Below are 22,175 nucleotides of genomic sequence, written 5' to 3'. Positions count from 1 at the left end.
CGTCGGTCAATGAAATTGCATGCGGTGTGCTGAACCGAAAGGCAGCGCGCCGCCAGAAACGAGAGGAAGTCAGCCTTGTCCTGTTTGCAGGTTGAAAATGTCAGCTGCCGTTACAACGGCCGCAATGTGCTGGAGCAGCTCTCCCTGACGGTGGCAGACAACGAGATCGTCTGCCTGCTGGGGGCCAGTGGTTGCGGCAAAACCACGCTGCTCAAGGCTATCGCCGGGTTGCTGCCGTTGGCTGAGGGCTCGATTCGCCTCGGCGATACCCTACTCGACGGGCCCGGTGCCAGCGTGCCGCCCGAGGCGCGCAACATCGGCATGATCTTTCAGGATTACGCCCTCTTCCCCCACCTGACGGTGGCCGACAATGTCGGCTTTGGCCTGACCAAACTCGATCGCCGCACCCGCCAGCAGCAGGTGGACGAGGCGCTGGCGCTGGTTAATCTGCAGGGGCTGGGGGATCGCTATCCGCACCAGCTCTCCGGTGGCCAGCAGCAGCGAGTGGCTATCGCCCGGGCGCTGGTGTGCAAGCCGCGGCTGATGCTGCTGGATGAGCCCTTCTCCAACATCGATACCCAGGTGCGGATGAAGTTGATCCTCGAGATCCGCGCCCTGCTCAAGCAGCAGGGGATCGGCGCCATCTTCGTCAGCCACAGCAAGGAGGAGGCGTTTGCCTTCGCCGATCGGCTGGCGCTGTTTCGCGCCGGTCATATCGAGCAGGTGGGCCAGCCGGAGCAGCTCTATCGCCGCCCGCAAAATCGCTTCGTGGCGGAGTTTCTCGGCGGGGTCAACTATCTGGCTGCCGAGGTGGTGGACAGCCACTGCGTGCAGACGGCGCTCGGGGTCATCTGTGGCAGCGAGCCTCATGGCCGGGTGGTGGGCGAGCAGTTGCAGCTGATGCTCAGACCCCAGCAGTTGTTGCTGGAGAGCGCCGCAGATGGGGAGCTCAAGGTGGTGGAGCAGCAGTTCCTCGGTCACCACTGCCGGGTGCTGTTCGAGTGTGGCGATCTGCAGCTGGAGGCGAGCATTGGCGAGCCCCTTGATGGGATGCAGGCACGGATCAAGGTCGCCCCCCATGGGCTGGTGTTGTTTGATCCTTTGCCCTGAACGCGTGATATCGTCGTGAAATCAAAGAACTGGATTCACTCTGGTTTATAATCGCGCAACGCAAATAGCCCGTAACGCTAACGCCTATTCAGGGGAGAGATATATGAAAGCCCAAGCCGGGATCTGCGCAGAGCCGAATCTGCACGCCCTCTATCTGATGTTCAATCGTACCGGCGATGCCGCCGAACTGGTCGGCCGTCTGGCCAAACTGCCCGCCTTGTGGCAGGCGGTCGCCGCCGATTTCCCTGATGCCGGTTTCAGCGGTCTGGTTGCTGTTGGCGCCGACGCCTGGGATGGTCTCTACCCTGCCGCCCGTCCGCCCCAGTTCCGCAGCTTTATGGCGCAATCCGCCAACGGTCAGGAGGCCCCCAACACCCCGTTTGATCTCTTTATTCAGCTGCGCGCCGATCGGGTGGATGTGCTGCACCACGCCGGTCACCGAGTGATGGCACTGCTGGCCGGACTGGTCGAGCTGGCCGAAGAGGTGCGCGGTTTCCGCAATCTGGATTTCCGTGACCTGACCGGTTTCGTTGACGGCACCGAGAACCCGCAGGATGAACACCGTGCCGAAGTGGCGCTGCTGGCGGAAGGCGAGTTTGCCGGTGGCTCCTACATTCATGTCCAGCGCTGGGTCCACGCCATGAGCGACTGGGAGAAGCTGGCGCAAAAAGAGCAGGAAGACATTATCGGTCGCACCAAGCCCGACAACATCGAGTATGAATCTGCCGCCAAACCGCTGACCGCCCACATCAAGCGGGTCAATCTCAAGACGCCGAAAGGGGAGTCCATGGAGATCCTGCGCCAGAGCATGCCCTGGGGCACCATGACTGAGCAGGGGCTCTACTTCATCTCCTGCTGCCGCACTCCGCAGCACTTCAACGCCATGCTGGCCAGCATGTACAAGGGGGAGGGCAGCCACTTCGACCACCTTCTGCGCTTCACCAAGGCGGTGACCGGCGCGGCTTTCTTCGCTCCATCTGAAAGTTTTTTGATGGCGCAGGGTAAATAAGCCCGCCTGACGAAGCTGCAGAAAACAAAAATCCCGGCCTTGGCCGGGATTTTTCGTTCTGGCGTGACCGCTATGACGCGGTGGCGGCCATTACGGCGTCTGTTCGAACAGCTCGAGGGCGGAGAGGTAGAGCTCTTCGATATCGGTGTCGCTGGTCGGGGTGATGAAGATGGTGTCATCACCGGCGATGGTACCGAGGATCCCCTCTGCCTTACCAAGGGAGTCGAGCAGGCGGGCGATCAGCTGGGCAGCGCCCGGGCTGGTGTGGATCACCACCAGTGCGCCGTTGTGATCGACGTCCAGTACCAGATTCTTGAGCGGGCTGGAGGTGGTGGGCACGCCCAGTTCCACCGGCAGGCAGTAGACCATCTCCATCTTGGCATTGCGAGTGCGAACGGCGCCGAAGCGGCTCAGCATGCGCGATACCTTGGACTGGTTGATGTTCTCGAAGCCCAGCTCTTGCAGGGCGGTGACGATTTCTGCCTGGGAGCCAAAGCGCTCTTCTTTCAGCAAGGCTTTAAAGGCCTTGGCCAGTTTTTCTTGCTTGTCGTTGTGTTTCATCTTGGTCTCACGAATGAGGAGGTGTGGCGGCCTGTGCGATACAGGCGGCAGATACGAACAGCGGGGCCATTTTGCATTCATATGCCGTTTTTTGCAAGGAAGCGGCGCTTGTTCTGCATATTGATTCAAAAATGGCTTGCATCAACCTTTATTAGGGATAGAATCGGGATGAAATTTTGAAAACTTATTCAATTGGGCTGTATGGGTATTGAATTAATAGGTATCGAGAAGTCCTGGCACAAGGTGCCGGTTCTGCAACAGGTCAGCTTTCGGACATCCCCCGGTGAAACCTTGGTGTTGCTGGGCCCGAGTGGTGCTGGCAAGAGTTCCCTGCTACGGATGATGAACCTGCTGGATACCCCGGATGCGGGTGTTCTGCGGATTGGCGAAAGTGAATTTTCTTTCCCGAACGCCCTCTCTGCTGCCGAATTCAACCGCCAGTCCCAACTGCTGCGTCGCAAGGTGGGGATGGTATTCCAGCAGTACAATCTCTGGCCACATCTCACTGTGATGGAGAATCTGATTGAAGCGCCGATCAAGGTGCTCGGCATGAGCAAGGAGGCCGCCATCGAGAAGGGGGCCTACCTGCTGGCCCAGCTGCAACTGGCCGACAAGCGCGATGCCTGGCCTGCCCGTCTCTCCGGCGGTCAGCAGCAGCGGGTGGCTATTGCCCGTACCCTGATGATGGATCCGGAAGTGCTGCTGTTTGACGAGCCTACCGCCGCCCTCGATCCCGAGATCACCAAGGAGGTGGCCGAGATCATCCGCAACCTGAGCCAGACCGGTATTACCCAGGTGGTGGTGACCCACGAGGTCGACTTTGCCCGCAAGGTAGCCAGCCAGGTGATTTATCTGGAGAAGGGGCGGATCATCGAATCCGGCACCGCTGCCATTTTCCAATCCCCGCAAACCAGCCGGTTTGCCGAATTCTTGATGCATTGATATTGAATCGATAAGGAAGCTGTCATGAAAAAGAGTCTGTTGTTGGTTGCTGCCATGGGCCTGTTGAGTACCTCCGTACTGGCCAAAGAGATCAAGTTCGCCACCGAGGCCACCTACGCACCGTTCGAATACCTGGATGACAAGAACGAGTTTCAGGGTTTTGACATCGATCTGGCGCGCGCCATCTGCGAGCAGGCCAAGCTGGAGTGCAGCTTCCATAACCAGGCCTTTGACAGCCTGATCCCCAGCCTGAAATTCCGTCGCTATGATGCAGCCATCGCCGCCATGGACGTGACCCCGGAGCGGGCCGCTCAGGTCGATTTCTCCGACATCTACTACGAGAACTCAGCAGTATTCGTCGCCAAGAAAGGTGCCTTCAAGGGGCCGGAAGAGATGGTCGACAAGACAGTCGGCGTGCAGAACGGCACCTCTCACCAGTCCTATCTGGTGGATAATTGGGTGAGCAAGGGTCTGCTGACCGTTCCTTATGCCAGCTACCAGAGCGCCTTCCTCGACATGATGAATGGCCGTACCGACGGTGTGTTTGCTGATACCGCCGTTGCTGCCGACTGGCTGAAGCAGCACAAGGAGTATGCGGTGGTGGGGGCGCCGGTGACCGATGCCAAGTACTTCGGTACCGGCTTTGGCATCGCGGTCGCCAAGGGCAATCAGGAGCTGCTGACCCAGCTGAACAAGGGGCTGGCCGAGATCAAGGCCAACGGCACCTATCAGAAAATCTTCGACAAATACTTCGCGCAGTAAGCCATGTTAAGCCTGTTGTTGGATGCAGCCTGGATGACCCTCGGGCTGGCCTTGGCATCACTGGTCGGGGGCATGGTATTGGCACTGGCGTTCAGTGCCGCCGAGCTCAGCAAGCAGCGTGCGCTGGTGTGGCCGGTGGCCACCCTGACCACGCTGATCCGTGGCCTGCCCGAGTTGCTGGTGGTGCTGTTCATCTACTTCGGCTCGACCCAGGTGCTGTTCCTCATCACTGGCGAGTATGTGGAGTTCAGTCCGTTCGCCTGTGGCGTGCTGGCGCTCTCCCTGCTGTTTGCCAGCTATGCGACCCAGACCCTGAGGGCGGCGCTCAATGCGGTGCCTTCAGGTCAACGGCTGGCGGCGCTGGCGCTGGGTTTGAACAAGAGCCACATCTTCTTTCGCATCGTGTTGCCTCAGGCGTGGCGTCATGCCTTGCCGGGTCTCGGCAACCAGTGGTTGGTATTGCTGAAAGATACCGCGCTGGTGTCGCTTATCGGGGTGAACGAGATGATGCGTCAGGCCCAGATGGCCTCGGCCAGTACCTATGAGCCGTTCACCTGGTATGCCGCCGCGGCCCTCATCTATCTGGCCATCAGTCTGGTGAGCGAGTACGGCCTCGGGCTGGCTGCCCGCTACACCCGCCGCTACGGAGGCTAACTGATGCAAGAGTATCTCGTTACGTTGCTGGGCGGTCTTGTCACCACGCTGGAGCTGACCCTGTTCAGCCTGCTGCTGGGGATTGTGTTGGCAGCCCTGATGACCTGGGTGCTGGAGCTGCGCCTGCCGGTGGCGACCCAGCTGGTGCAGCTGTGGGTGCTGCTCTTTACCGGTACGCCGCTGCTCATTCAGATCTTCCTGATTTACTACGGGCCGGGCCAGTTCGAGTGGCTGAAAGCCAGCCCGCTCTGGCCGCTGCTCAAGCAGCCCTGGTTCTGCGCCGTGTTGGCGCTGGGGCTCAACACGGCGGCCTACTCCACCCGGTTGTTCAAGGGGGCGCTCGATGCCATCCCGGCCGGTGAAGTAGAGGCGTGTCGTGCGCTTGGCTTTAACGGCCGCCAGACCTTGTGGATGAAGGTGCGCCACGCCGCCCGTCATCTGGTGCCTGCCTACTCCAACGAGGTGATCCTGGTGCTCAAGGGGAGCTCCCTTGCCAGTACCATCACCATCATGGATATCATGGGGCTGGCGCAGGGGCTGAATGCCCAGACCTACGATACCCTGGCGGTGTTCGGGGTGGCTGGTGGGCTTTATCTGGCGATGAACGGATTGTTAACAATTGGTTTTCGCTGGTGTGAAAAACGGGCGCTGGCATTCCAATCCTGAGACCTTCAAATCTACCTCTTTATGGTAAGGAGAAGTGCAGAAAAACTGTGCTTCTCCTCCAACTTTTTGTATTTCCCTCCAATTTTTGCTCCCGCATGTTTCGTGGCTCACAGAACCCGTGACTGCAACTGTTATCAGATTGTTTTTTATGGGGGGATCCATTAAGGTTGGGCGCACAACAACAAACAACCTTAAACCTACGCTTAAACATGGAGTTGATCATGAAAGTTGCCGTTCTGGGTGCCGCTGGTGGCATCGGTCAAGCCCTCGCTCTGCTGTTGAAAAACCGTCTGCCGGCTGGCTCCGAGCTGAGCCTGTATGACATCGCCCCGGTTACTCCGGGTGTGGCCGTTGACCTCAGTCATATTCCTACCGACGTCGCCATCAAGGGCTTCTGCGGTGAAGATCCGACTCCTGCGCTGGTTGGGGCCGATGTGGTGCTGATTTCCGCCGGTGTGGCACGCAAGCCGGGGATGGATCGCTCCGACCTGTTCAATATCAACGCCGGTATCGTCAAGAATCTGGTCGAGAAGTGCGCGGCCACTTGCCCGAAAGCACTGATCGGCATCATCACCAACCCGGTCAACACCACTGTGGCTATCGCCGCCGAAGTGCTGAAGAAAGCCGGTGTCTATGACAAGCGTCGCCTGTTCGGTGTCACCACCCTGGATGTGATCCGCGCCGAGACCTTCGTGGCCGCTGCCAAAGGGCTGAACATCGACAAGGTTCGCGTCAATGTGATCGGTGGTCACAGTGGCGTCACCATTCTGCCGCTGCTCTCCCAGATTGAAGGTGCCTCCTTCACTGCTGAAGAAGTGGCTGCCATGACCAAGCGCATCCAGAATGCCGGTACCGAAGTGGTAGAAGCCAAGGCCGGTGGTGGTTCTGCGACCCTCTCCATGGGTCAGGCGGCTTGCCGTTTCGGTCTCTCCCTCATCAAGGGTCTGCAGGGCGAAGCCAACGTTGTTGAGTGCGCCTACGTGGAAGGCAACGGCGAGCACGCCACCTTCTTCGCGCAGCCGGTACTACTGGGCAAGAACGGCGTCGAAACCGTACTGGATTACGGCAAGCTGAGCGCGTTCGAGCAGGAAGCGATGGAAGGCATGCTGGCTACCCTGAAAGCCGATATCCAGCTGGGTGTCGATTTCGTCAAGTAAGCGGGTCAACCGTGCCAACAAGGGAGCTTCGGCTCCCTTTTGTATTGATGAGATCCGCCCGGCAGGCTAAGGGGATGGGGCTTGATGCCGATAACAGAGTGCAGCAGGAGATCCTTATGATGAAACCCCTTACCCTTCTCGTTCTTGTCGGTGCATTCACCGCGCCCCTCTATGGTGCCGAGGCGGTATCGGCTGCCGTATCGAGCGATGCGCCTGCAGCAAGTGCATCGGCACCGACAGCAAGCAGTGCTGCGGTGTCAACGGCCCCTGTCTCTGCTGCTACGCCAGCGCCCTCTGAGGCCGTCCCCGTCTTGCTCCCGACCGAGCCGGTCACACTCGTTGCCAGCAGTGGCGAGGGGGCCGCGCCGCTGCCAAAACCGGCGGAGCCTGCCGCTGTAGTGGCGCCTCCCGCACCTCTGGCCGCTGGCGAGTTGCAGGCGGTGCCGCTCTATCGTCAGGACGAGCTGCTCAACTGGATTGAGCAGGGGCGCCACCTCACTCAGGTGAAGCAGGATCGCTGTCAGCTGACTCAGGATATCGAAGCGCGCGCCTCGGTGATGAAGATCCCGGCCTATCAATTCCTCTGGGGGGATATGCTGGCGTGGGGTGTCTGTACCAAACCCAATGCCGAGATCGGGGTGCAATATATGTGGGAGGCGGCCAATCAGGGGTTGGCTCCGGCGCTGGAGCAACTGGGCCGCTACTACTGGAAAGGAACTTTGGTGCAGAAGGATTTGGTGCGAGCCGAGACCCTGATGCGCGAGGCAGCCAGCCTCGGTTTTCTGCGGGCTCGCATCGAGTGGGTCGAGATGCTGTTGCAGGGGATGGGCAGTCCGCTTGATTATGAGGACGCCTATCGCTGGCTCCATGGCTCCGTCATAGGTGACAAGGCGCTGCACCAGAAGGCGGCGACTCTGCTCAACCGTCTTGGCAACAGGATGCCGGCCAACGTGGTGGCCCGCGCCAAGGCGATGCACTGATCCAAAAAAATGACCCACAGATCTGCACCTGTGGGTCCGGTTCCAGCCGCCGTGCCATGACAGGCCGGAACCTTCCTCTGTTATATGGCTTCCCGCGCCTTAGAGATCTTGGTGGGGGCCAAAAACTTCGTAATGGAGCTGCCCGACTGGCACTCCAGCCGCCAGCAGCTGCCGCTTGATCTCTTGCATGAAGCCGACAGGGCCACAGAAGTAGTAGTGGGCCTCTGGCGTGATGCGCTCCTTCACTGCGGCCAGATCCATGGTACCGGACTGATCGTAATCTTGACCCTGCACATCACTGGCCTCCGGTTCCCGATACCAGATCCGGCTCAGCAAGTTGGGATGCTGGCGGGATTTTTGCTGAATATCCTCCCGGAAGGCGTGTACAGCGCCCTGTTCGCAGGCGTGCAGCCAGGTGACATCAGCCTGATGGCCGTTCGCCAGCAGCTGGTTGAGCATGCTCATCATCGGCGTCACGCCGACACCGGCTGAGAGCAGTACCACCGGGGTCTGGCTGTCGGCTTTCAGGTAGAAATCGCCGGTAGGGGGCATCACCTCGATCTTGTCACCCGCCTGCAGGTGATCGTGCAGCAGGTTGGAGACCTGACCCTGCGGCTCACGCTTGACGCTGATGCGGTAATCCTGCCCGTTGGGAGCATCGGAGAGGGAGTATTGGCGGATCTCCTGATATTCCAGCTCGGGGTGAACCAGCTTGATGCTGAGGTATTGGCCCGGTTTGAAGGTCAGTACCGGCTTGCCATCTTCCGGCGCCAGCAGGAAGGAGGTGATGAGGTCGCTCTCGGCTCGCTTCTCCTTGATGATGAAGGTGCGGGTACCTTGCCAGCCGCCATCCTGATTGGCCTTCTCCTGATAGATCTCCTGCTCGCGGCCGATGAAGATGTCGGCCAGCACGCCATACGCCTTGCCCCATGCCTCCAGCACCTCGTCGGTGACCGCACTTCCGCCCAATTCTTTGAGCGTGGCCAAGAGATGACTACCTACAATGTGATATTGTTCCGGCTGGATCAGGAATCCGGTATGTTTGTGCGCAATCCGCTCGACCGCACCGGCGAGCGCTCCCAGATTGTCGATATTCTTTGCATACGCGGCGACTGCATTGAACAGGGCCAGCGGCTGGCCGCCACTGCGTTGGTGGGCCAGGTTGAAGATATCTTTCAGCTCCGGGTTATGGCTGAACATCCGCTGGTAGAAGTGCTGGGTGAGGGCAGGGCCTGCCGATTCGAGCAGCGGAATGGTGCTTTTGATGACGGCAACGGTGGTTTGATCTAGCATAGGGGCCTCGTTCTAATTGAACATATAAAATGTCATTTAATAAGTGGCATCCTAGATGTTTATTTGATTTGAATCAATACTCCACTTTTCGCATCGCGCTAATCAGGTTTTATGAGACTAACCAGTTATACAGATTTCGGATTGAGAGCCCTGCTCTATCTTGCCACCCTGCCGGAAGGGGAGTTGTCGAGCGTTGCCAAGGTATCGGCCCTGTATGGCGTTTCCCGCAACCACATGGTGAAGGTGGTCAATCAGCTGGTGAAGCTGGGCTATCTGCAATCCCAGCGGGGCAAGAATGGCGGTATTCGTATGGCTTGCGATCCCGCCACCATCAACATCGGGCAGGTGATCAGGTCGCTGGAAGGCAATCTGGACGGCATTGACTGCGGTTCGCCCGCTTGTCACATCGTCTCTGTCTGTCTGCTCAAGAGTGCGCTGAAAGAGGCGATGGATGCGTTTCTGGCGGTGATGGACAGCTATACGCTGCAAGACCTGCTGGCCAACCGTGACGAGCTGCAACGGGTGTTTGGCGAGTTGATCCCGACGCTGGTGCTGGAGCCGGATGATGACGATGAGCAATAGAAAAGGGCTGCCACTGGCAGCCCTTTTTCAATCTTGTGAATCCGACTCCGCCCGGTACGATGCCGGCATGATCCGCGCCATCTTCACCATGTTGTTCTCCACATCGAGGATCTCGATAGGATAACCGGCCAACCGGATCCCGATGTTGGGCTGGGGGATCTCCTCCAGATATTCGAGGATCAGGCCGTTGAGGGTACGAGGGCCGTCGATGGGCAGGTGCCAGTTCATCTCCTTGTTCAGCTCACGAATATTGGCTGAGCCTTCGACCAGATAAGAACCATCTGACTGGGGGTGGATCTCGTCGCTCGGCGCTGGCGTCATGGAGGTGGTGAAGTCGCCGACGATCTCTTCCAGAATATCGTCCAGGGTGATCAACCCCTGAATGTCGCCGTATTCGTCGACGATCAGGCCAATTCGCTCCTTGTTGCGCTGGAACTTGGCCAGCTGCACGTTGAGCGGCGTTCCTTCCGGAATGAAGTAGATCTCGTCCACTTCCCGCAACAGACTCGATTTGTTGAACTGGTCCCTGGCTACCAGCCGCAGGGCATCGCGCGCGTGCAAAAAGCCGACAACGTCGTCGATATTGTCGCGATAGAGCAGGATCTTGGTGTGAGCGCAGTGGGCCAGCTGGCGCTGGATGCTCTTCCAGTCATCGTTGATGTCGATGGCGTAGATATCGCTGCGCGGCACCATGATGTCCTCGACCAGCATCTTGTCGAGATCCAGAATGCTCAGCAGCATCTCTTGATGACGCTGGGGGATCAGGTTACCCGCCTCATTGACGATGGTGCGCAGTTCCTCGGTGTTGAGGGAGTCATCCTTGTTAGGATTGATCTTCAGCATCTTGAGCAGGCCGCTGGTGATGCCGTTGATCAGCCAGACCAGCGGCGAGAGCGGCACCATCAGCCCCTTGAGGATCCAGGAGGCGGGATAGGCGATCTTCTCCGGAAACATGGCTGCCAGGGTCTTGGGGGTCACTTCACCGAATACCAGCACTACCAGGGTCAGGCCGAAGGTGGCGATGGCGACCCCGAGATCACCAAACAGCCGGATACAGACGATGGTGGCGATGGCGGAGGCGAGGATATTGACCAGATTGTTGCCGATCAGGATCAGCCCCAGCAGGCGATCGGGGCGGGCGAGCAGTTGTTCGACGCGACGTGCGGCTTTGTGTTTGGTCTGTGCCAGATGCCGCAGTTTGTAGCGGTTGATGGACATCAGGCCGGTTTCGGCACTGGAGAAAAAGGCGGAAAGAAGGATCAAGATAACGAGAACAATCAGTAATGTACTCGTTGAGATGCTGTCCAAAAAGGGCTCCTGTTGGATGGTATGGCTAAAAGAGTATAGGTGTCAGCTCAACAGCACTTCTTTGACGAAGCGACTGCCAAAGTAGGCAAGAGTCAGGATGAAGCTGCCGATCAGACTGAGCGTGATGACTTTGCGGCCGCGCCAGCCATAGGTGTGATGACCCCACAGCAGCAACACGTAGACACACCATGCCAGGATGGAGAGCACTGCCTTGTGAGACTTGCCCTGGGCGAACATATCTTCGAGGAAGAAGAGGCCGGAAGCGATGGAGAGTGTCAGTAGCAGCACCCCTGCAGAGATCAACTGAAACAGCCGTTTCTCCACTGTCATCAGTGGCGGCATGGCTGGCAGGTTGCTGATTTTTCGAGATTTAAGCTGCTTGTCCAGACAGGCGAGCTGCAGCGCAAACAGACAGGCGATCATCAATACCGAGTAGGCCATCAGGGCGAGGCCGATGTGCAGCAACAGCTGGGGGTGGGCCTCCAGATGGGTTATGTAGCGACCCGGGATCAAGGCGCTGGCAGCCAGCAACAGGGCCGAGAAGCTGTAGACCACCGGCAGCAGGATCCAGCCGTTGAAGCGGCGGGTTACGCAAGTCATGAAGCAACTGATGATGAGGCTGACCAGCGAGGCAACGTTGAGCATGCTCAGGTTCTGGCCGTAACTCTGCAATACCTCTGAACCGAGGGCACTGGCGTGGGCGATCAGGGCCAATCCGATACAGGCAAACAGGGAGCGCTGTCCCACCGGCTTGGCGCTCAGTAACAGATGCAGGGAGGCGATGATGGCCAGCAGATAAAACGCCAGGGCCAGAACAGAGATTACGATCATAACCAGGTCGTTGTTGCACAAGCTTTTGAGGGTAAGAGGGGCAGTATACCTTGCACGAGAAGTGCTCGCCAGTTGTGCAGCGGCCGATCTGCCCATATATAGGGAGAAGCTCCCTGCTGCTGCGGTGCGGTGAATAATCGTCCTCGCGCCCGCTCTGGGTTATAATGCCCCCAATTTATTACGCCAAGAACCGGAATCCGTCATGTTTGAGAATTTGACTGAACGACTCTCGCGCACCTTGCGCAATGTCAGTGGCCGTGGTCGCCTGACCGAAGACAATATCAAGGAAACCCTGCGTGAAGTCCGCATGGCGCTGCTCGAGGCGGATGTCGCCCTGCCGGTCGTGCGTGATTTCGTGGCGCGTGTCAAAGAGCGCGCAGTCGGGCAGGAAGTGGCCAAATCCCTGAGCCCGGGCCAGGCATTCATCAAGATTGTGCACGGTGAACTGGTCACCGTAATGGGGGAGGCCAACGAACAGCTCAACCTGGCTGCCCAGCCGCCTGCCATCATCCTGATGGCCGGTCTGCAGGGGGCCGGTAAGACCACCACAGTTGGCAAACTGGCCAAGCTGCTCAAAGAGCGCAGCAAGAAGAAGGTGCTGGTAGTCAGTGCCGACGTTTATCGCCCAGCAGCGATCAAGCAGCTGGAGACCCTGGCCAGCGACATCGGTGTCGACTTCTTCCCCAGCGATGCCAGCCAGAAGCCGGTCGACATCGCCACCGCCGCCATCGATCAGGCGCGCAAGAAATTCTATGACGTGGTGATCGTCGATACCGCCGGTCGTCTGCACGTTGATAGCGAGATGATGGCCGAGATCCAGGATCTGCATGCCACCATCAAGCCGGTCGAGACCCTGTTCGTGGTGGATGCCATGACAGGTCAGGATGCCGCCAACACCGCCAAGGCGTTCAACGAAGCGCTGCCGCTCACCGGTGTCATCCTTACCAAGGCGGACGGCGATGCCCGTGGTGGTGCTGCTCTGTCGGTGCGTCACATCACCGGCAAGCCGGTCAAGTTTATCGGTATGGGTGAAAAGACCGATGCGCTGGAGCCGTTCCACCCGGATCGTCTCGCCTCCCGTATCCTCGGTATGGGCGATGTGCTCTCTCTGATCGAGGAAGTCGAGCGCAACGTCGATAAAGAGAAAGCGGCCAAGCTGGCTAGCAAGGTCAAGAGTGGCAAAGGCTTCGATCTGGAAGATTTCCGCGAGCAGCTGGCCCAGATGCGCAACATGGGCGGCATGATGGGGATGCTCGACAAGCTGCCCGGCATGTCCGGGCTGCCGGATAACGTTAAAGATCAGATGGATGACAAGCTCACCGTGCGGATGGAGGCCATCATCAGCTCCATGACGCCCAAGGAGCGCGCTCATCCTGATCTCATCAAGGGTTCCCGCAAACGCCGTATCGCCGCAGGCTCCGGCATGCAGGTGCAGGACGTGAACAAGCTGCTCAAGCAGTTCACCGAGATGCAGCGCATGATGAAGAAAATGTCCGGCAAGGGCGGCATGCGCAAAATGATGAGCCAGATGAAGAACATGATGCCCCCCGGGTTCGGTGGCGGTCGCGGCCCGTTCTGATCCGGCCTGCGTGTTGATGGGGGTCTGCAGTGGCAGGCCCCTTTTCATTGCCGCTCTGCGCAAAAAATGGCTGGCTTGGTTGCAATTATTACGAATCCAAGTAGAATTACGCGGCTTATTTTAAGCTAGGGTCCGCGTGTTTGCGGGCCTTGTTCATTAGATGTTAATGAGGACGATATGGTAACCATTCGTTTACAACGTGGTGGCGCGAAAAAGCGTCCGTTCTACCAGGTAGTAGTTTCTGACAGCCGTTGCGCCCGTGACGGTCGCTTCATCGAGCGCGTTGGTTTCTTCAACCCGGTTGCTGCTGGTCAAGCTGAAAAGCTGAACCTGGACCTGGCTCGTATCGAGCATTGGGTTGCTACTGGTGCCGCTGTTTCTGACCGCGTTGCCAAGCTGATCAAAGACGCTAAAAAAGCTGCTTAATCAGCCCAACGGTAAGGAGTTAAGGTGGAAAAACCTGTAGTTCTGGGCACCCTGGGTACCGTTTATGGCATCAAGGGCTGGCTTAAAGTGAACTCCTTCACCGATGTTGCCGAAGCGATTTTCGATTACAACCCCTGGCTGATTAATCAGAACGGGGCGTGGCGTGAAATTCGGGTTTCATCCTGGAAACGTCACAACAAGGGTCTGATCTGCAAACTCGATGGTATCGATGTGCGCGAAGATGCCCTGGCATTGACCAATGTCGAGATTGGCGTACCCGCCGATCTGTTGCCTGCGTTGCCTGAAGGTGAGTTCTACTGGCGTGACCTGATTGGTTGCTCCGTGGTGACCACCAAGGGATACGACCTGGGCAAGGTGACCGAATTGATGGAAACCGGCTCCAACGATGTGTTGGTGGTTGAGGCCAATGTAAAAGATGCCTTTGGTGCAAAGGAGCGGTTGATTCCGTTCCTGGAAGAGCAGGTGATCAAGAATATTGATCTGACTGCTCGAACAATCGAAGTTGATTGGGATCCTGGTTTCTAGTTTCCCGCGCTAACACGGGTGCCGGAGGTTTCTTATGTGGATTGGGGTTATTAGCCTCTTCCCTGAAATGTTCCGAGCCATTACCGAGCACGGGGTAACGGGTCGGGCCGTCAAGAGTGGCCTGCTGCAGATTGAGTGCTGGAACCCCCGGGAGTTTACCCACGACAAACACCGTACGGTCGATGATCGTCCTTATGGTGGTGGGCCTGGCATGTTAATGATGGTTCAGCCGCTGCGTGACGCGATTCATGCAGCCAAGCAAGCAGCGGGAGACGGGGCGAAAGTCATCTATCTCTCTCCTCAGGGACGCAAGCTGACTCAAGCGGGCGTAACCGAGTTGGCGACGAATCAGAAACTGATTCTGGTAGCCGGTCGATACGAAGGTATCGATGAACGCGTGATACAAACCGAAGTCGACGAAGAGTGGTCTATCGGGGATTACGTGTTAAGTGGTGGCGAGTTGCCTGCCATGACCCTGATCGATGCGGTTTCGCGTCTGGTCCCCGGGGTTTTGGGCGATCAGGCCAGTGCCGAGCAAGACTCCTTTACGGATGGCTTGCTGGATCATCCCCACTATACTCGGCCGGAGGTGTTGGATGGATTGGCGGTGCCCGAGGCGCTGACAAGCGGCAATCACGAAGTGATTCGACGCTGGCGTCTCAAGCAGTCGCTCGGACGAACCTGGCAAAGAAGGCCGGAACTTATTAACAACCTAGCTCTGACTGACGAGCAAGAATCACTTCTTGCCGAGTATGTCCGCGAAGTGCGTGACAGCGTTAAGTAGAGTTTTCAGTTTATCCTAGGTAAGGAAAGACAATGAGCAAGATTATTCAGCAGCTTGAACAAGAGCAACTGCGTACCGACATCCCGGCTTTTGCCCAGGGCGACACTGTACGTGTTCAAGTTCGTGTTAAAGAAGGTGGTAAAGAGCGTCTGCAGGCTTTCGAAGGCATCGTTATTGCCAAGCGTAACCGCGGTCTGCACTCTGCTTTCACCGTTCGCAAGATCTCCAACGGCGAAGGTGTTGAGCGTGTATTCCAGACTCACTCTCCGCTGATCCACAGTGTAGAACTGAAGCGTCGTGGTGATGTTCGCCGCGCCAAACTGTACTACCTGCGCAACCTGTCCGGCAAAGCTGCTCGTATCAAAGAGAAGCTCAACTAATTCGATTCGAATTGGTGTCGGTATGTCGGCAAATAGCTCGACAGGTAGTGAAAAGGCTCGCCAATGGCGAGCCTTTTTTGTATCCGTCTATTGGCTATCTGGGAGCCGTTACTGGATGACCCGAACTACCGAGTTGTCTCGCCCGAAGGGGCCTGGCACATAGTCATCCGCTGCCCAGTCATTCTCGTAGAGGGTTTCCCCTGCCGGAGTGATGAGCTGGTAGCAATATTCAAAGTACCCCGGGCCGTCGGTCGGCAGATTGAGGGTGGCTTTGAACTCGCCGCTCTTCATGCGTTTCAGCTCGACCGGTTGCCACTGGGTGAACTCGCCGATCAGCATCACCTGTTCTGCCCCAGCAGCCGCCTCTTTCTCTACGGCAAAGGTCACCTTGACCTCGGGCTTGGACTTCAAAAACTGTTTGATCAGTGGCATGACGCCTCCTTGTCTGTGAGTTAAAAATGGCTCCTGTCTATTTTTATACCACCATATGACAAAGATGTTGATAAGGCGGATCAAGTCGGCAAGGCAAAATAGCGTTGCAGCAAACTGTGGGTAAAGTCGATCTTGAGATAGAAGCCGCGGGGCAGGGTCATGATGGGTTGACCATCGCGGCCGATGGCGCGAGTCAGCGCCTTGTTGTTGGCCGCCTTGGGCCGCAGTTGCATCACCTGGCCGTGGCGGGCGCTGATCTGCTCCACTTCTCCCAGCACTATCATGTCCATCAGCTCCTCCCAGTCCTGACGCAGTAGTCGATCTTCCTCTTCATTCGGGCTCCACATCAGCGGCATGCCGACCCGCCGCTCGCCAACCGGGATCTCGCGACTGCCTTCCACCGGGATCCAGAGCACCCGGGAGAGCTTGTTGCGCACGTTGGACTCCTCCCAGCGCTGGCCGCTGACGCCGATCAGCGGGGCAACGCAGACGAAGGTGGTCTCCAGCGGTTTGCCTTGAGGATCCACGGGGATCGTCTTGAGTTCGATCCCCAGTTCCGGGAAGTCCTGCTCTGGCTTGCTCCCGGCGCTGGCCCCCAGTTGCAGCTCGATCAACTGACCGACCCACCCCTTGTCACGGCGCAGGTCTTTGGGCACAGCGACGCCAGCCTCGGCGGCCAGCTGCGCCAGCGTGAAGCCGGCCATGGCATAGGCGCGGCTCAATAACTCCTGCTCGGATTGGGGATTGCTTGGCATAGTTGGCTCCATCTTGCTCGCCATATTCTAACAGGGGAGGATCCCGAGAAGGATCGCTGTTTTTATAACCGATCCTGAGTGGATAAGATCAAATGCAGAGAATTTGGGGGCTATCAGCTCATCGTGATGATTTTAAAGGGTTTTGTCTGTTTTATCGAGCAGTAAACCAGGTCTGGTTTGACCTCGAAATAGTTGTCCAAGGGTTTGTGCATGATGTTACACACAGTTATCCACAGAAATCTTGGATAAGTGGATGAAAGTGGGTGGAGTCGCTGATATGTTACAAAAAATTGTGAATGCCACCCCATTTTTACAGGGTAAACGGGGTAGATATTGTGCCACTCCTGTGGATAATTTCGCCGCGGTGGATCTTTGAGCAGTTGAACTTGTTCACAATCAGGATCATGGATCTGGCTCTTGGTGGAACATGGATCTAGATCCAGTTGTTTTATCTCAAGCTTATAAAAAATAATGATTTTTTATATTTTATGTCGCGTGGTGATACGGAGAGGCACTTTTCGCGTACAGTTAAAAAGTACTGTATATACCCGTTTGCTAACAGCTTTATGCACAGCCTGGGTGGGCAACTTGGGGGCGCGGATCCTTGGATTTGTTTATAAGTATGTTTGAAATCGAAAGTTATTCATGAAACAGGGGATTCACTCCTTGTTTGCTGCCACGGAGTGAATGTGGAACAATCTCCTTATAGATTCAGCCTTTATAAGGTGATCACGTGATTGATGGCGACGGATTTCGTCCCAATGTCGGTATCGTGATCTGTAACCGTGAAGGACAAGTGTTGTGGGCTAAACGCTATGGGCAGCACTCCTGGCAGTTTCCGCAGGGGGGGGTTGATGATGGTGAAACGCCAGAGCAGGCCATGTATCGAGAGCTGTATGAGGAGATTGGCCTCAAGCCCGAAGATGTGACCATCATGGCCACCAGTCGTAACTGGCTAAAGTACCGTTTACCCAAACGTCTTGTCCGCTGGGACAGTTCACCGGTCTGTATTGGCCAAAAACAAAAATGGTTCCTGTTACAGCTGAATTCGGGCAAGGAGTCGCGGATCCAGTTCGGCTGTCATGGCCATCCCGAATTTGACGACTGGCGTTGGGTCAGCTTCTGGTATCCGGTGCGTCAGGTCGTCTCGTTCAAGCGGGAGGTTTACCGCCGGGTCATGAAAGAGTTTGCCCCGCTGGCGATGCCGGTGCCGGCAGTGCAGGTCAACAAGAAGGATGGGCGGCGCAACCGCGCCCGTTAAGGAGCACAGATTAGTTGTTAACGGAACTGAGACGTATCGTCGAGAGCATGGCCGAGGCCAATACCCTCGAGCAGGCCTTGCAAGCATTGGTGAGCCAGACCCGGCACGCCATGGCAGTGGACTGCTGCTCCGTCTATGTCTCGGAACCCGAGGTGCGCCGCTATCGCCTGGCGGCTACCGACGGCTTGGCCCCGTCCGCGGTGGGCAAGGTGACCCTGCCCTACGAGCAGGGCATCGTCGGTCTGGTAGGTCAGCGTGAAGAGTTGATCAACTTGGCTGATGCCCCCGCACACCCCAGCTTCAAATTCCTGCCCGATGTGGCCGAAGAGGCGTTCCGCTCCTTCCTCGGCGCACCCATCATGCATCAGCGTCAGGTGGTCGGCATTCTTGTGGTGCAGCAGAAGGAGAGCCGCCGCTTCGATGAGGGGGAAGAGTCCTTCATGGTCACCCTGGCGGCCCAGCTGGCGGCGCGGATCGCCCAGGCGCAAGCCAAGGGGTGGTTGCAGAAGACCGACTGGAGCAAGCCGCTGCGCGGTATTGCCGGTGCCAGCGGCATCGCCATGGCCAAGGCCTGGGTGTGGCGGCCCCGCAAGGCGCTCTCGTCCATTACCCCGCGCAAGGATGAAGACCATGCCAGCCAGCTGGCGCGGCTGGAGCTGGCGGTTGAGGAAGTGCGGCACGACTTGGAGAGTCTGGCGCTGCGTTTTCGCGAGAGCTACAGCCAGGATTCGGTGGCGATCTTCGACATCTATCTCCATCTGCTGAACGATCCCGGCTACATCAAGCCCATTCGCAACAAGGTGAGCAAGGAGCACTGGACTGCGGTATCTGCGGTCAAGCTCATCAGCGATCGCTTGATCGAGCAGTTCAAGGGGATGAAGGATCCTTACCTGCAGGAGCGCTCCACCGACGTGAAGGATATTGCCCAGCGGCTGATCAGCCGACTGGTGCAGAATGAACCGGAACATATCTCCATCGGCGAGCCGGTGGTGCTGGTTGCCGACGAGGTGACTGCTACCATTCTGGCGGAAGTGCCCCGCGAGTATCTGACCGGGGTGGTCTCGCTCAAGGGGGGAACCAACTCCCACGCGGCCATTCTGGCCCGCGCCATGGGGGTGGCCGCCATCATGGGGGTTGATCTGCCCCTTGGTGACATCGGTGGTCGCATGCTGGTCGTCGATGGCTATAGTGGTGATCTCTTCATCGAGCCCAATCAGGTGATCCTGACCGAGTATCGTCAGCTGCTGAGCGAAGAGCGGGCGCTCGATACCCTGGTGCGCAGCGTCGACAACCAGCCTTCGGAGACGGCGGACGGCACCAAGGTCTCCCTGCTGCTCAACGCCGGTCTCAGTGCCGATACCGAGATCTCCCTCAATCAGCTGGCGGACGGGGTCGGTCTCTATCGCACCGAGATCCCCTTTATGCTGCAGGAGAGCTTCCCCTCCGAGTGGGAACAGACTGCCCGCTATCGCGGCATTCTGGAGACCTACCGCAACCGGCCGGTCTGCATGCGGACGCTGGATGTGGGCGGCGACAAGCCGTTACCCTATTTCCCCATCGTCGAGGAAAACCCCTTCCTTGGCTGGCGGGGGATCCGGATCACCCTGGATCACCCCGAACTGTTTCTGGTGCAGCTCAAGGCGATGCTGAGGGCCAGTGAAGGGCTGGACAATCTGGCCATCATGCTGCCGATGATCAGCAGCGTCAGCGAAATCAAAGCTTCCCGTCGTCTGCTGGATCAGGCATGGCGGGAAGTGTCGGAAGAGGCGGCGAGCCGCGATGCGGTGATCCGCTACCCCAGCCTCGGGGTGATGATCGAGGTGCCCTCAGCCCTCTTTATCTTGCCGGAGATGGCGCCGCTCATCGATTTCTGGTCGGTGGGCAGTAACGACCTGACCCAGTACCTGCTGGCGGTAGATCGCAACAATTCCCGGGTCGCCAACATCTATGATGCCTTCCATCCTGCGGTGATCCGCGCCCTGCAACAGTTGGTTGATGCTTCCCACCGTTACCAGAAGCCGGTGTCAGTGTGTGGCGAGCTGGCCGGTGATCCGGTCGGTGTATTGCTGCTGCTTGCCATGGGCTATCGCCGCTTCAGTATGAACACCCACAACATCGCCCGGATCAAGTACGTGCTGCGTCAATCCACCCTGAGCGAGTTGACCGAACTGATGGCCGATGGCCTCAAACATGACAACCCCCATGTACTGCGCGGCCTGTTTGCCCGCTATCTGGAGGAGCATGGTTTGGGCGGTTTGCTGCGAGCCGGTCATAAATCGAAACAGAGTGATTGATAATCATGCCTTGTCCCTGCTGACGAATGATCGGAAAATGCGGCTTTTATTTTGACTGGGGCCGCATATGCAGCACGATGGATATTGGGTTTTCTCGCAGATTGATCCCGTAGCATTCAGTTTGGGACCACTATCGGTACGCTGGTATGGTCTCATGTACCTGTTCGGTTTCGCGTTTGCCATGTGGCTTGCCGGCCGTCGCGCCGATGCGCCGAACAGCGGCTGGACCCGCAACGAGGTGTCGGATCTGCTGTTCTACGGTTTCCTCGGGGTGATCCTTGGTGGCCGTGTCGGTTACGTGCTGTTCTACAACTTCGATCTCTTCCTCGCGGATCCCACCTATCTGTTCAAGATCTGGACCGGCGGTATGTCGTTCCACGGTGGGTTGATCGGGGTGATCACCGCGATGATCTGGTTTGCCCACAAGACCAAGCGCCACTTCTTCACCGTGGCCGACTTTGTGGCACCGCTCATTCCGTTCGGTCTCGGCGTTGGCCGGATCGGCAACTTCCTCAACGGCGAGCTGTGGGGCCGGGTCACCGATGTGCCCTGGGCCATCATCTTCCCGGAGGCCGGCCCCGAGCCGCGTCATCCCTCCCAGCTCTACCAGTTCGCCCTGGAAGGGGTGGTGCTGTTCATCATCCTCAACCTGTTCTGGCGCAAGAATCCGCCGCGCGGTGCCATCTCCGGCATGTTCCTGCTGTTCTACGGCCTGTTCCGCTTCCTGGTGGAGTTTGTGCGCCAGCCGGACAGCCAGCTCGGTCTCTACTTCCAGGAGATCAGCATGGGCCAGATCCTCTCCACCCCGATGATTATCGCCGGTGCCCTGATGATTTGGGCCGCCTACAAGCGTCCGCAGTTGTTCGGTAATGCCGTGAAGGAGGCGAAATAATGCGAGCTTATCTCGACCTGATGCAGAAAATCCTTGATGAGGGGACCGTCAAGTCTGACCGTACCGGCACCGGTACTGTCTCCCTGTTCGGCCATCAGATGCGCTTCAATCTGGTGGAAGGTTTCCCGCTGGTCACCACCAAGAAATGCCATCTGCGCTCCATCATTCACGAGCTGCTCTGGTTCCTCAATGGCGATACCAATACCGCTTATCTGAAGGAAAATGGCGTCAGCATCTGGGATGAGTGGGCCGACGAGAATGGCGATCTGGGGCCAGTTTACGGCGCGCAGTGGCGCTCCTGGCCTGCGGCCGACGGGTCTGTCATCGACCAGATCCAGAAGGCGGTGGATGACATCAAGCACAACCCGGATTCGCGCCGTATCATCGTATCCGCCTGGAACGTGGGTGAACTGGACAAGATGGCGCTGGCTCCCTGCCACGCCTTCTTCCAGTTCTATGTGGCGGACGGCAAGCTATCCTGCCAGCTCTACCAGCGCAGCTGTGATGTGTTCCTCGGCCTGCCGTTCAACATCGCCAGCTACGCCCTGCTGACCCATATGATGGCCCAGCAGTGCGATCTGGAAGTGGGTGACTTCGTCTGGACTGGTGGTGATGTGCATCTCTACTCCAATCACATGGAGCAGACTGCGCTGCAGCTATCCCGCGAGCCGCGCCCGCTGCCGACCCTGGTGATCAAGCGCAAACCTGACTCCATCTTCGACTACAAGTTCGAGGATTTCGAGATCGAGGGTTATGACCCCCATCCCGGCATCAAGGCGCCCGTCGCCATCTGATAGCAAGGCGCCTCAGGGCGCCTTTTTTATGCAGTTAAATAATTGAAAATTCATTTTATTGATTAATAAGACGGTAGCCAGAGACGAGGAAAAACCTGCTTATAGCAGGTATGTTCTATTTTGCCTTCGGTTTTTTCGTTGTATTGAGCAGCAAGAAACGATTTTCCATTGGTTGTT

24 protein-coding genes are annotated in these 22,175 nt (G+C 57.7%); 18 read left to right on the top strand and 6 right to left on the bottom strand.

The window, feature by feature from the left end; all coding sequences use genetic code 11:
• Positions 1-75 precede the first annotated feature (75 nt).
• Both AB5Z09_RS11505 and AB5Z09_RS11500 read left to right on the top strand, forming a co-directional pair.
• On the top strand, positions 76-1,110 hold the full coding sequence (locus AB5Z09_RS11505) for an ABC transporter ATP-binding protein (RefSeq protein ID WP_368195337.1): 1,035 nt from the start codon (positions 76-78) through the stop codon (positions 1,108-1,110).
• 103 nt (positions 1,111-1,213) lie between these two features.
• Positions 1,214-2,119, top strand: coding sequence for a Dyp-type peroxidase (locus AB5Z09_RS11500; protein WP_320545424.1), 906 nt, complete (start codon positions 1,214-1,216; stop codon positions 2,117-2,119).
• A gap of 90 nt (positions 2,120-2,209) precedes the next feature.
• On the opposite strand, the gene argR is transcribed toward AB5Z09_RS11500, so the two are convergent.
• Positions 2,210-2,680 carry a transcriptional regulator ArgR gene (gene argR, locus AB5Z09_RS11495; protein WP_005340378.1) on the bottom strand — a complete coding sequence of 157 codons (471 nt, stop codon included), beginning with the start codon at positions 2,678-2,680 and terminating at the stop codon, positions 2,210-2,212.
• 201 nt (positions 2,681-2,881) lie between these two features.
• On the opposite strand from argR, the gene AB5Z09_RS11490 reads away from it, so the two are divergent.
• From AB5Z09_RS11490 to AB5Z09_RS11465, 6 genes are all read left to right on the top strand, one after another.
• The gene (locus tag AB5Z09_RS11490; RefSeq protein ID WP_368195336.1) at positions 2,882-3,622 is read left to right on the top strand and encodes an ATP-binding cassette domain-containing protein; all 741 of its coding nucleotides are present in this window, start codon (positions 2,882-2,884) and stop codon (positions 3,620-3,622) included.
• 24 nt (positions 3,623-3,646) lie between these two features.
• The gene (locus AB5Z09_RS11485) at positions 3,647-4,384 is read left to right on the top strand and encodes a transporter substrate-binding domain-containing protein (protein ID WP_149153638.1); all 738 of its coding nucleotides are present in this window, start codon (positions 3,647-3,649) and stop codon (positions 4,382-4,384) included.
• Positions 4,385-4,387: 3 nt separating this feature from the next.
• Positions 4,388-5,038, top strand: a complete 651-nt coding sequence (gene artQ, locus AB5Z09_RS11480) for an arginine ABC transporter permease ArtQ (RefSeq protein WP_110304044.1) — start codon at positions 4,388-4,390, stop codon at positions 5,036-5,038.
• 3 nt (positions 5,039-5,041) lie between these two features.
• Positions 5,042-5,704 (top strand): arginine ABC transporter permease ArtM, encoded by a 663-nt coding sequence (gene artM, locus AB5Z09_RS11475; RefSeq protein ID WP_005348902.1) that lies wholly within the window; start codon positions 5,042-5,044, stop codon positions 5,702-5,704.
• A 221-nt stretch (positions 5,705-5,925) separates the two neighbouring features.
• Positions 5,926-6,861, top strand: coding sequence for a malate dehydrogenase (gene mdh / locus AB5Z09_RS11470; protein ID WP_005340384.1), 936 nt, complete (start codon positions 5,926-5,928; stop codon positions 6,859-6,861).
• A gap of 368 nt (positions 6,862-7,229) precedes the next feature.
• Positions 7,230-7,841: a tetratricopeptide repeat protein gene (locus AB5Z09_RS11465; RefSeq protein WP_368195383.1), complete on the top strand. Its 612-nt coding sequence runs from the start codon at positions 7,230-7,232 to the stop codon at positions 7,839-7,841.
• A gap of 99 nt (positions 7,842-7,940) precedes the next feature.
• On the opposite strand, the gene hmpA is transcribed toward AB5Z09_RS11465, so the two are convergent.
• Positions 7,941-9,134 (bottom strand): NO-inducible flavohemoprotein, encoded by a 1,194-nt coding sequence (gene hmpA, locus AB5Z09_RS11460; protein ID WP_368195335.1) that lies wholly within the window; start codon positions 9,132-9,134, stop codon positions 7,941-7,943.
• Positions 9,135-9,245: 111 nt separating this feature from the next.
• Here hmpA and AB5Z09_RS11455 point away from each other — a divergent pair, with 111 nt between their 5' ends.
• Positions 9,246-9,716, top strand: coding sequence for an Rrf2 family transcriptional regulator (locus AB5Z09_RS11455; RefSeq protein ID WP_103251359.1), 471 nt, complete (start codon positions 9,246-9,248; stop codon positions 9,714-9,716).
• Positions 9,717-9,743: 27 nt separating this feature from the next.
• Here AB5Z09_RS11455 and AB5Z09_RS11450 read toward each other — a convergent pair whose 3' ends face one another.
• Together AB5Z09_RS11450 and ccsA are read right to left on the bottom strand one after the other, a co-directional pair.
• Positions 9,744-11,024 carry an HlyC/CorC family transporter gene (locus AB5Z09_RS11450; RefSeq protein ID WP_005348906.1) on the bottom strand — a complete coding sequence of 427 codons (1,281 nt, stop codon included), beginning with the start codon at positions 11,022-11,024 and terminating at the stop codon, positions 9,744-9,746.
• A 42-nt stretch (positions 11,025-11,066) separates the two neighbouring features.
• Entirely contained in the window at positions 11,067-11,855 is a 789-nt protein-coding gene (gene ccsA, locus AB5Z09_RS11445) for an inner membrane protein YpjD (RefSeq protein ID WP_005340390.1), read from the bottom strand.
• Between the two features lie 202 nt (positions 11,856-12,057).
• On the opposite strand from ccsA, the gene ffh reads away from it, so the two are divergent.
• The 5 genes from ffh to rplS all read left to right on the top strand — a co-directional run bounded on the left by ffh (position 12,058) and on the right by rplS (position 15,570).
• Positions 12,058-13,434 (top strand): signal recognition particle protein, encoded by a 1,377-nt coding sequence (gene ffh / locus AB5Z09_RS11440; protein WP_005340391.1) that lies wholly within the window; start codon positions 12,058-12,060, stop codon positions 13,432-13,434.
• Positions 13,435-13,611: 177 nt separating this feature from the next.
• Positions 13,612-13,860: a 30S ribosomal protein S16 gene (gene rpsP / locus AB5Z09_RS11435; RefSeq protein ID WP_005340392.1), complete on the top strand. Its 249-nt coding sequence runs from the start codon at positions 13,612-13,614 to the stop codon at positions 13,858-13,860.
• Between the two features lie 24 nt (positions 13,861-13,884).
• The gene (gene rimM / locus AB5Z09_RS11430) at positions 13,885-14,406 is read left to right on the top strand and encodes a ribosome maturation factor RimM (protein WP_005340394.1); all 522 of its coding nucleotides are present in this window, start codon (positions 13,885-13,887) and stop codon (positions 14,404-14,406) included.
• A 34-nt stretch (positions 14,407-14,440) separates the two neighbouring features.
• Positions 14,441-15,190 carry a tRNA (guanosine(37)-N1)-methyltransferase TrmD gene (gene trmD, locus AB5Z09_RS11425; protein WP_005340400.1) on the top strand — a complete coding sequence of 250 codons (750 nt, stop codon included), beginning with the start codon at positions 14,441-14,443 and terminating at the stop codon, positions 15,188-15,190.
• A gap of 32 nt (positions 15,191-15,222) precedes the next feature.
• Positions 15,223-15,570: a 50S ribosomal protein L19 gene (gene rplS, locus AB5Z09_RS11420; protein WP_005313505.1), complete on the top strand. Its 348-nt coding sequence runs from the start codon at positions 15,223-15,225 to the stop codon at positions 15,568-15,570.
• Positions 15,571-15,678: 108 nt separating this feature from the next.
• On the opposite strand, the gene AB5Z09_RS11415 is transcribed toward rplS, so the two are convergent.
• Together AB5Z09_RS11415 and mutH are read right to left on the bottom strand one after the other, a co-directional pair.
• On the bottom strand, positions 15,679-16,002 hold the full coding sequence (locus tag AB5Z09_RS11415) for an isoamylase early set domain-containing protein (protein WP_005348910.1): 324 nt from the start codon (positions 16,000-16,002) through the stop codon (positions 15,679-15,681).
• A gap of 80 nt (positions 16,003-16,082) precedes the next feature.
• The gene (gene mutH, locus AB5Z09_RS11410) at positions 16,083-16,757 is read right to left on the bottom strand and encodes a DNA mismatch repair endonuclease MutH (protein WP_042084339.1); all 675 of its coding nucleotides are present in this window, start codon (positions 16,755-16,757) and stop codon (positions 16,083-16,085) included.
• 733 nt (positions 16,758-17,490) lie between these two features.
• Between mutH and rppH the strand changes: the two genes are divergently transcribed.
• From rppH to thyA, 4 genes are all read left to right on the top strand, one after another.
• Complete coding sequence (rppH, locus tag AB5Z09_RS11405; protein ID WP_005340421.1) at positions 17,491-18,018, top strand: RNA pyrophosphohydrolase; 528 nt, start codon at positions 17,491-17,493, stop codon at positions 18,016-18,018.
• A gap of 14 nt (positions 18,019-18,032) precedes the next feature.
• The gene (ptsP, locus tag AB5Z09_RS11400; RefSeq protein WP_335837067.1) at positions 18,033-20,312 is read left to right on the top strand and encodes a phosphoenolpyruvate--protein phosphotransferase; all 2,280 of its coding nucleotides are present in this window, start codon (positions 18,033-18,035) and stop codon (positions 20,310-20,312) included.
• 67 nt (positions 20,313-20,379) lie between these two features.
• Positions 20,380-21,204, top strand: a complete 825-nt coding sequence (lgt, locus tag AB5Z09_RS11395) for a prolipoprotein diacylglyceryl transferase (protein WP_031227775.1) — start codon at positions 20,380-20,382, stop codon at positions 21,202-21,204.
• Positions 21,204-21,998 carry a thymidylate synthase gene (gene thyA, locus AB5Z09_RS11390; protein ID WP_236323095.1) on the top strand — a complete coding sequence of 265 codons (795 nt, stop codon included), beginning with the start codon at positions 21,204-21,206 and terminating at the stop codon, positions 21,996-21,998. Before lgt ends, thyA begins: the two co-directional genes overlap by 1 nt.
• Positions 21,999-22,175 lie beyond the last annotated feature (177 nt).

It is taken from the genome of Aeromonas sp. R2-2 (assembly GCF_040908355.1).
GTDB classification, from domain to species: Bacteria; Pseudomonadota; Gammaproteobacteria; order Enterobacterales; family Aeromonadaceae; genus Aeromonas; species Aeromonas veronii.
This window is presented reverse-complemented; position numbering and strand designations above follow the sequence as displayed.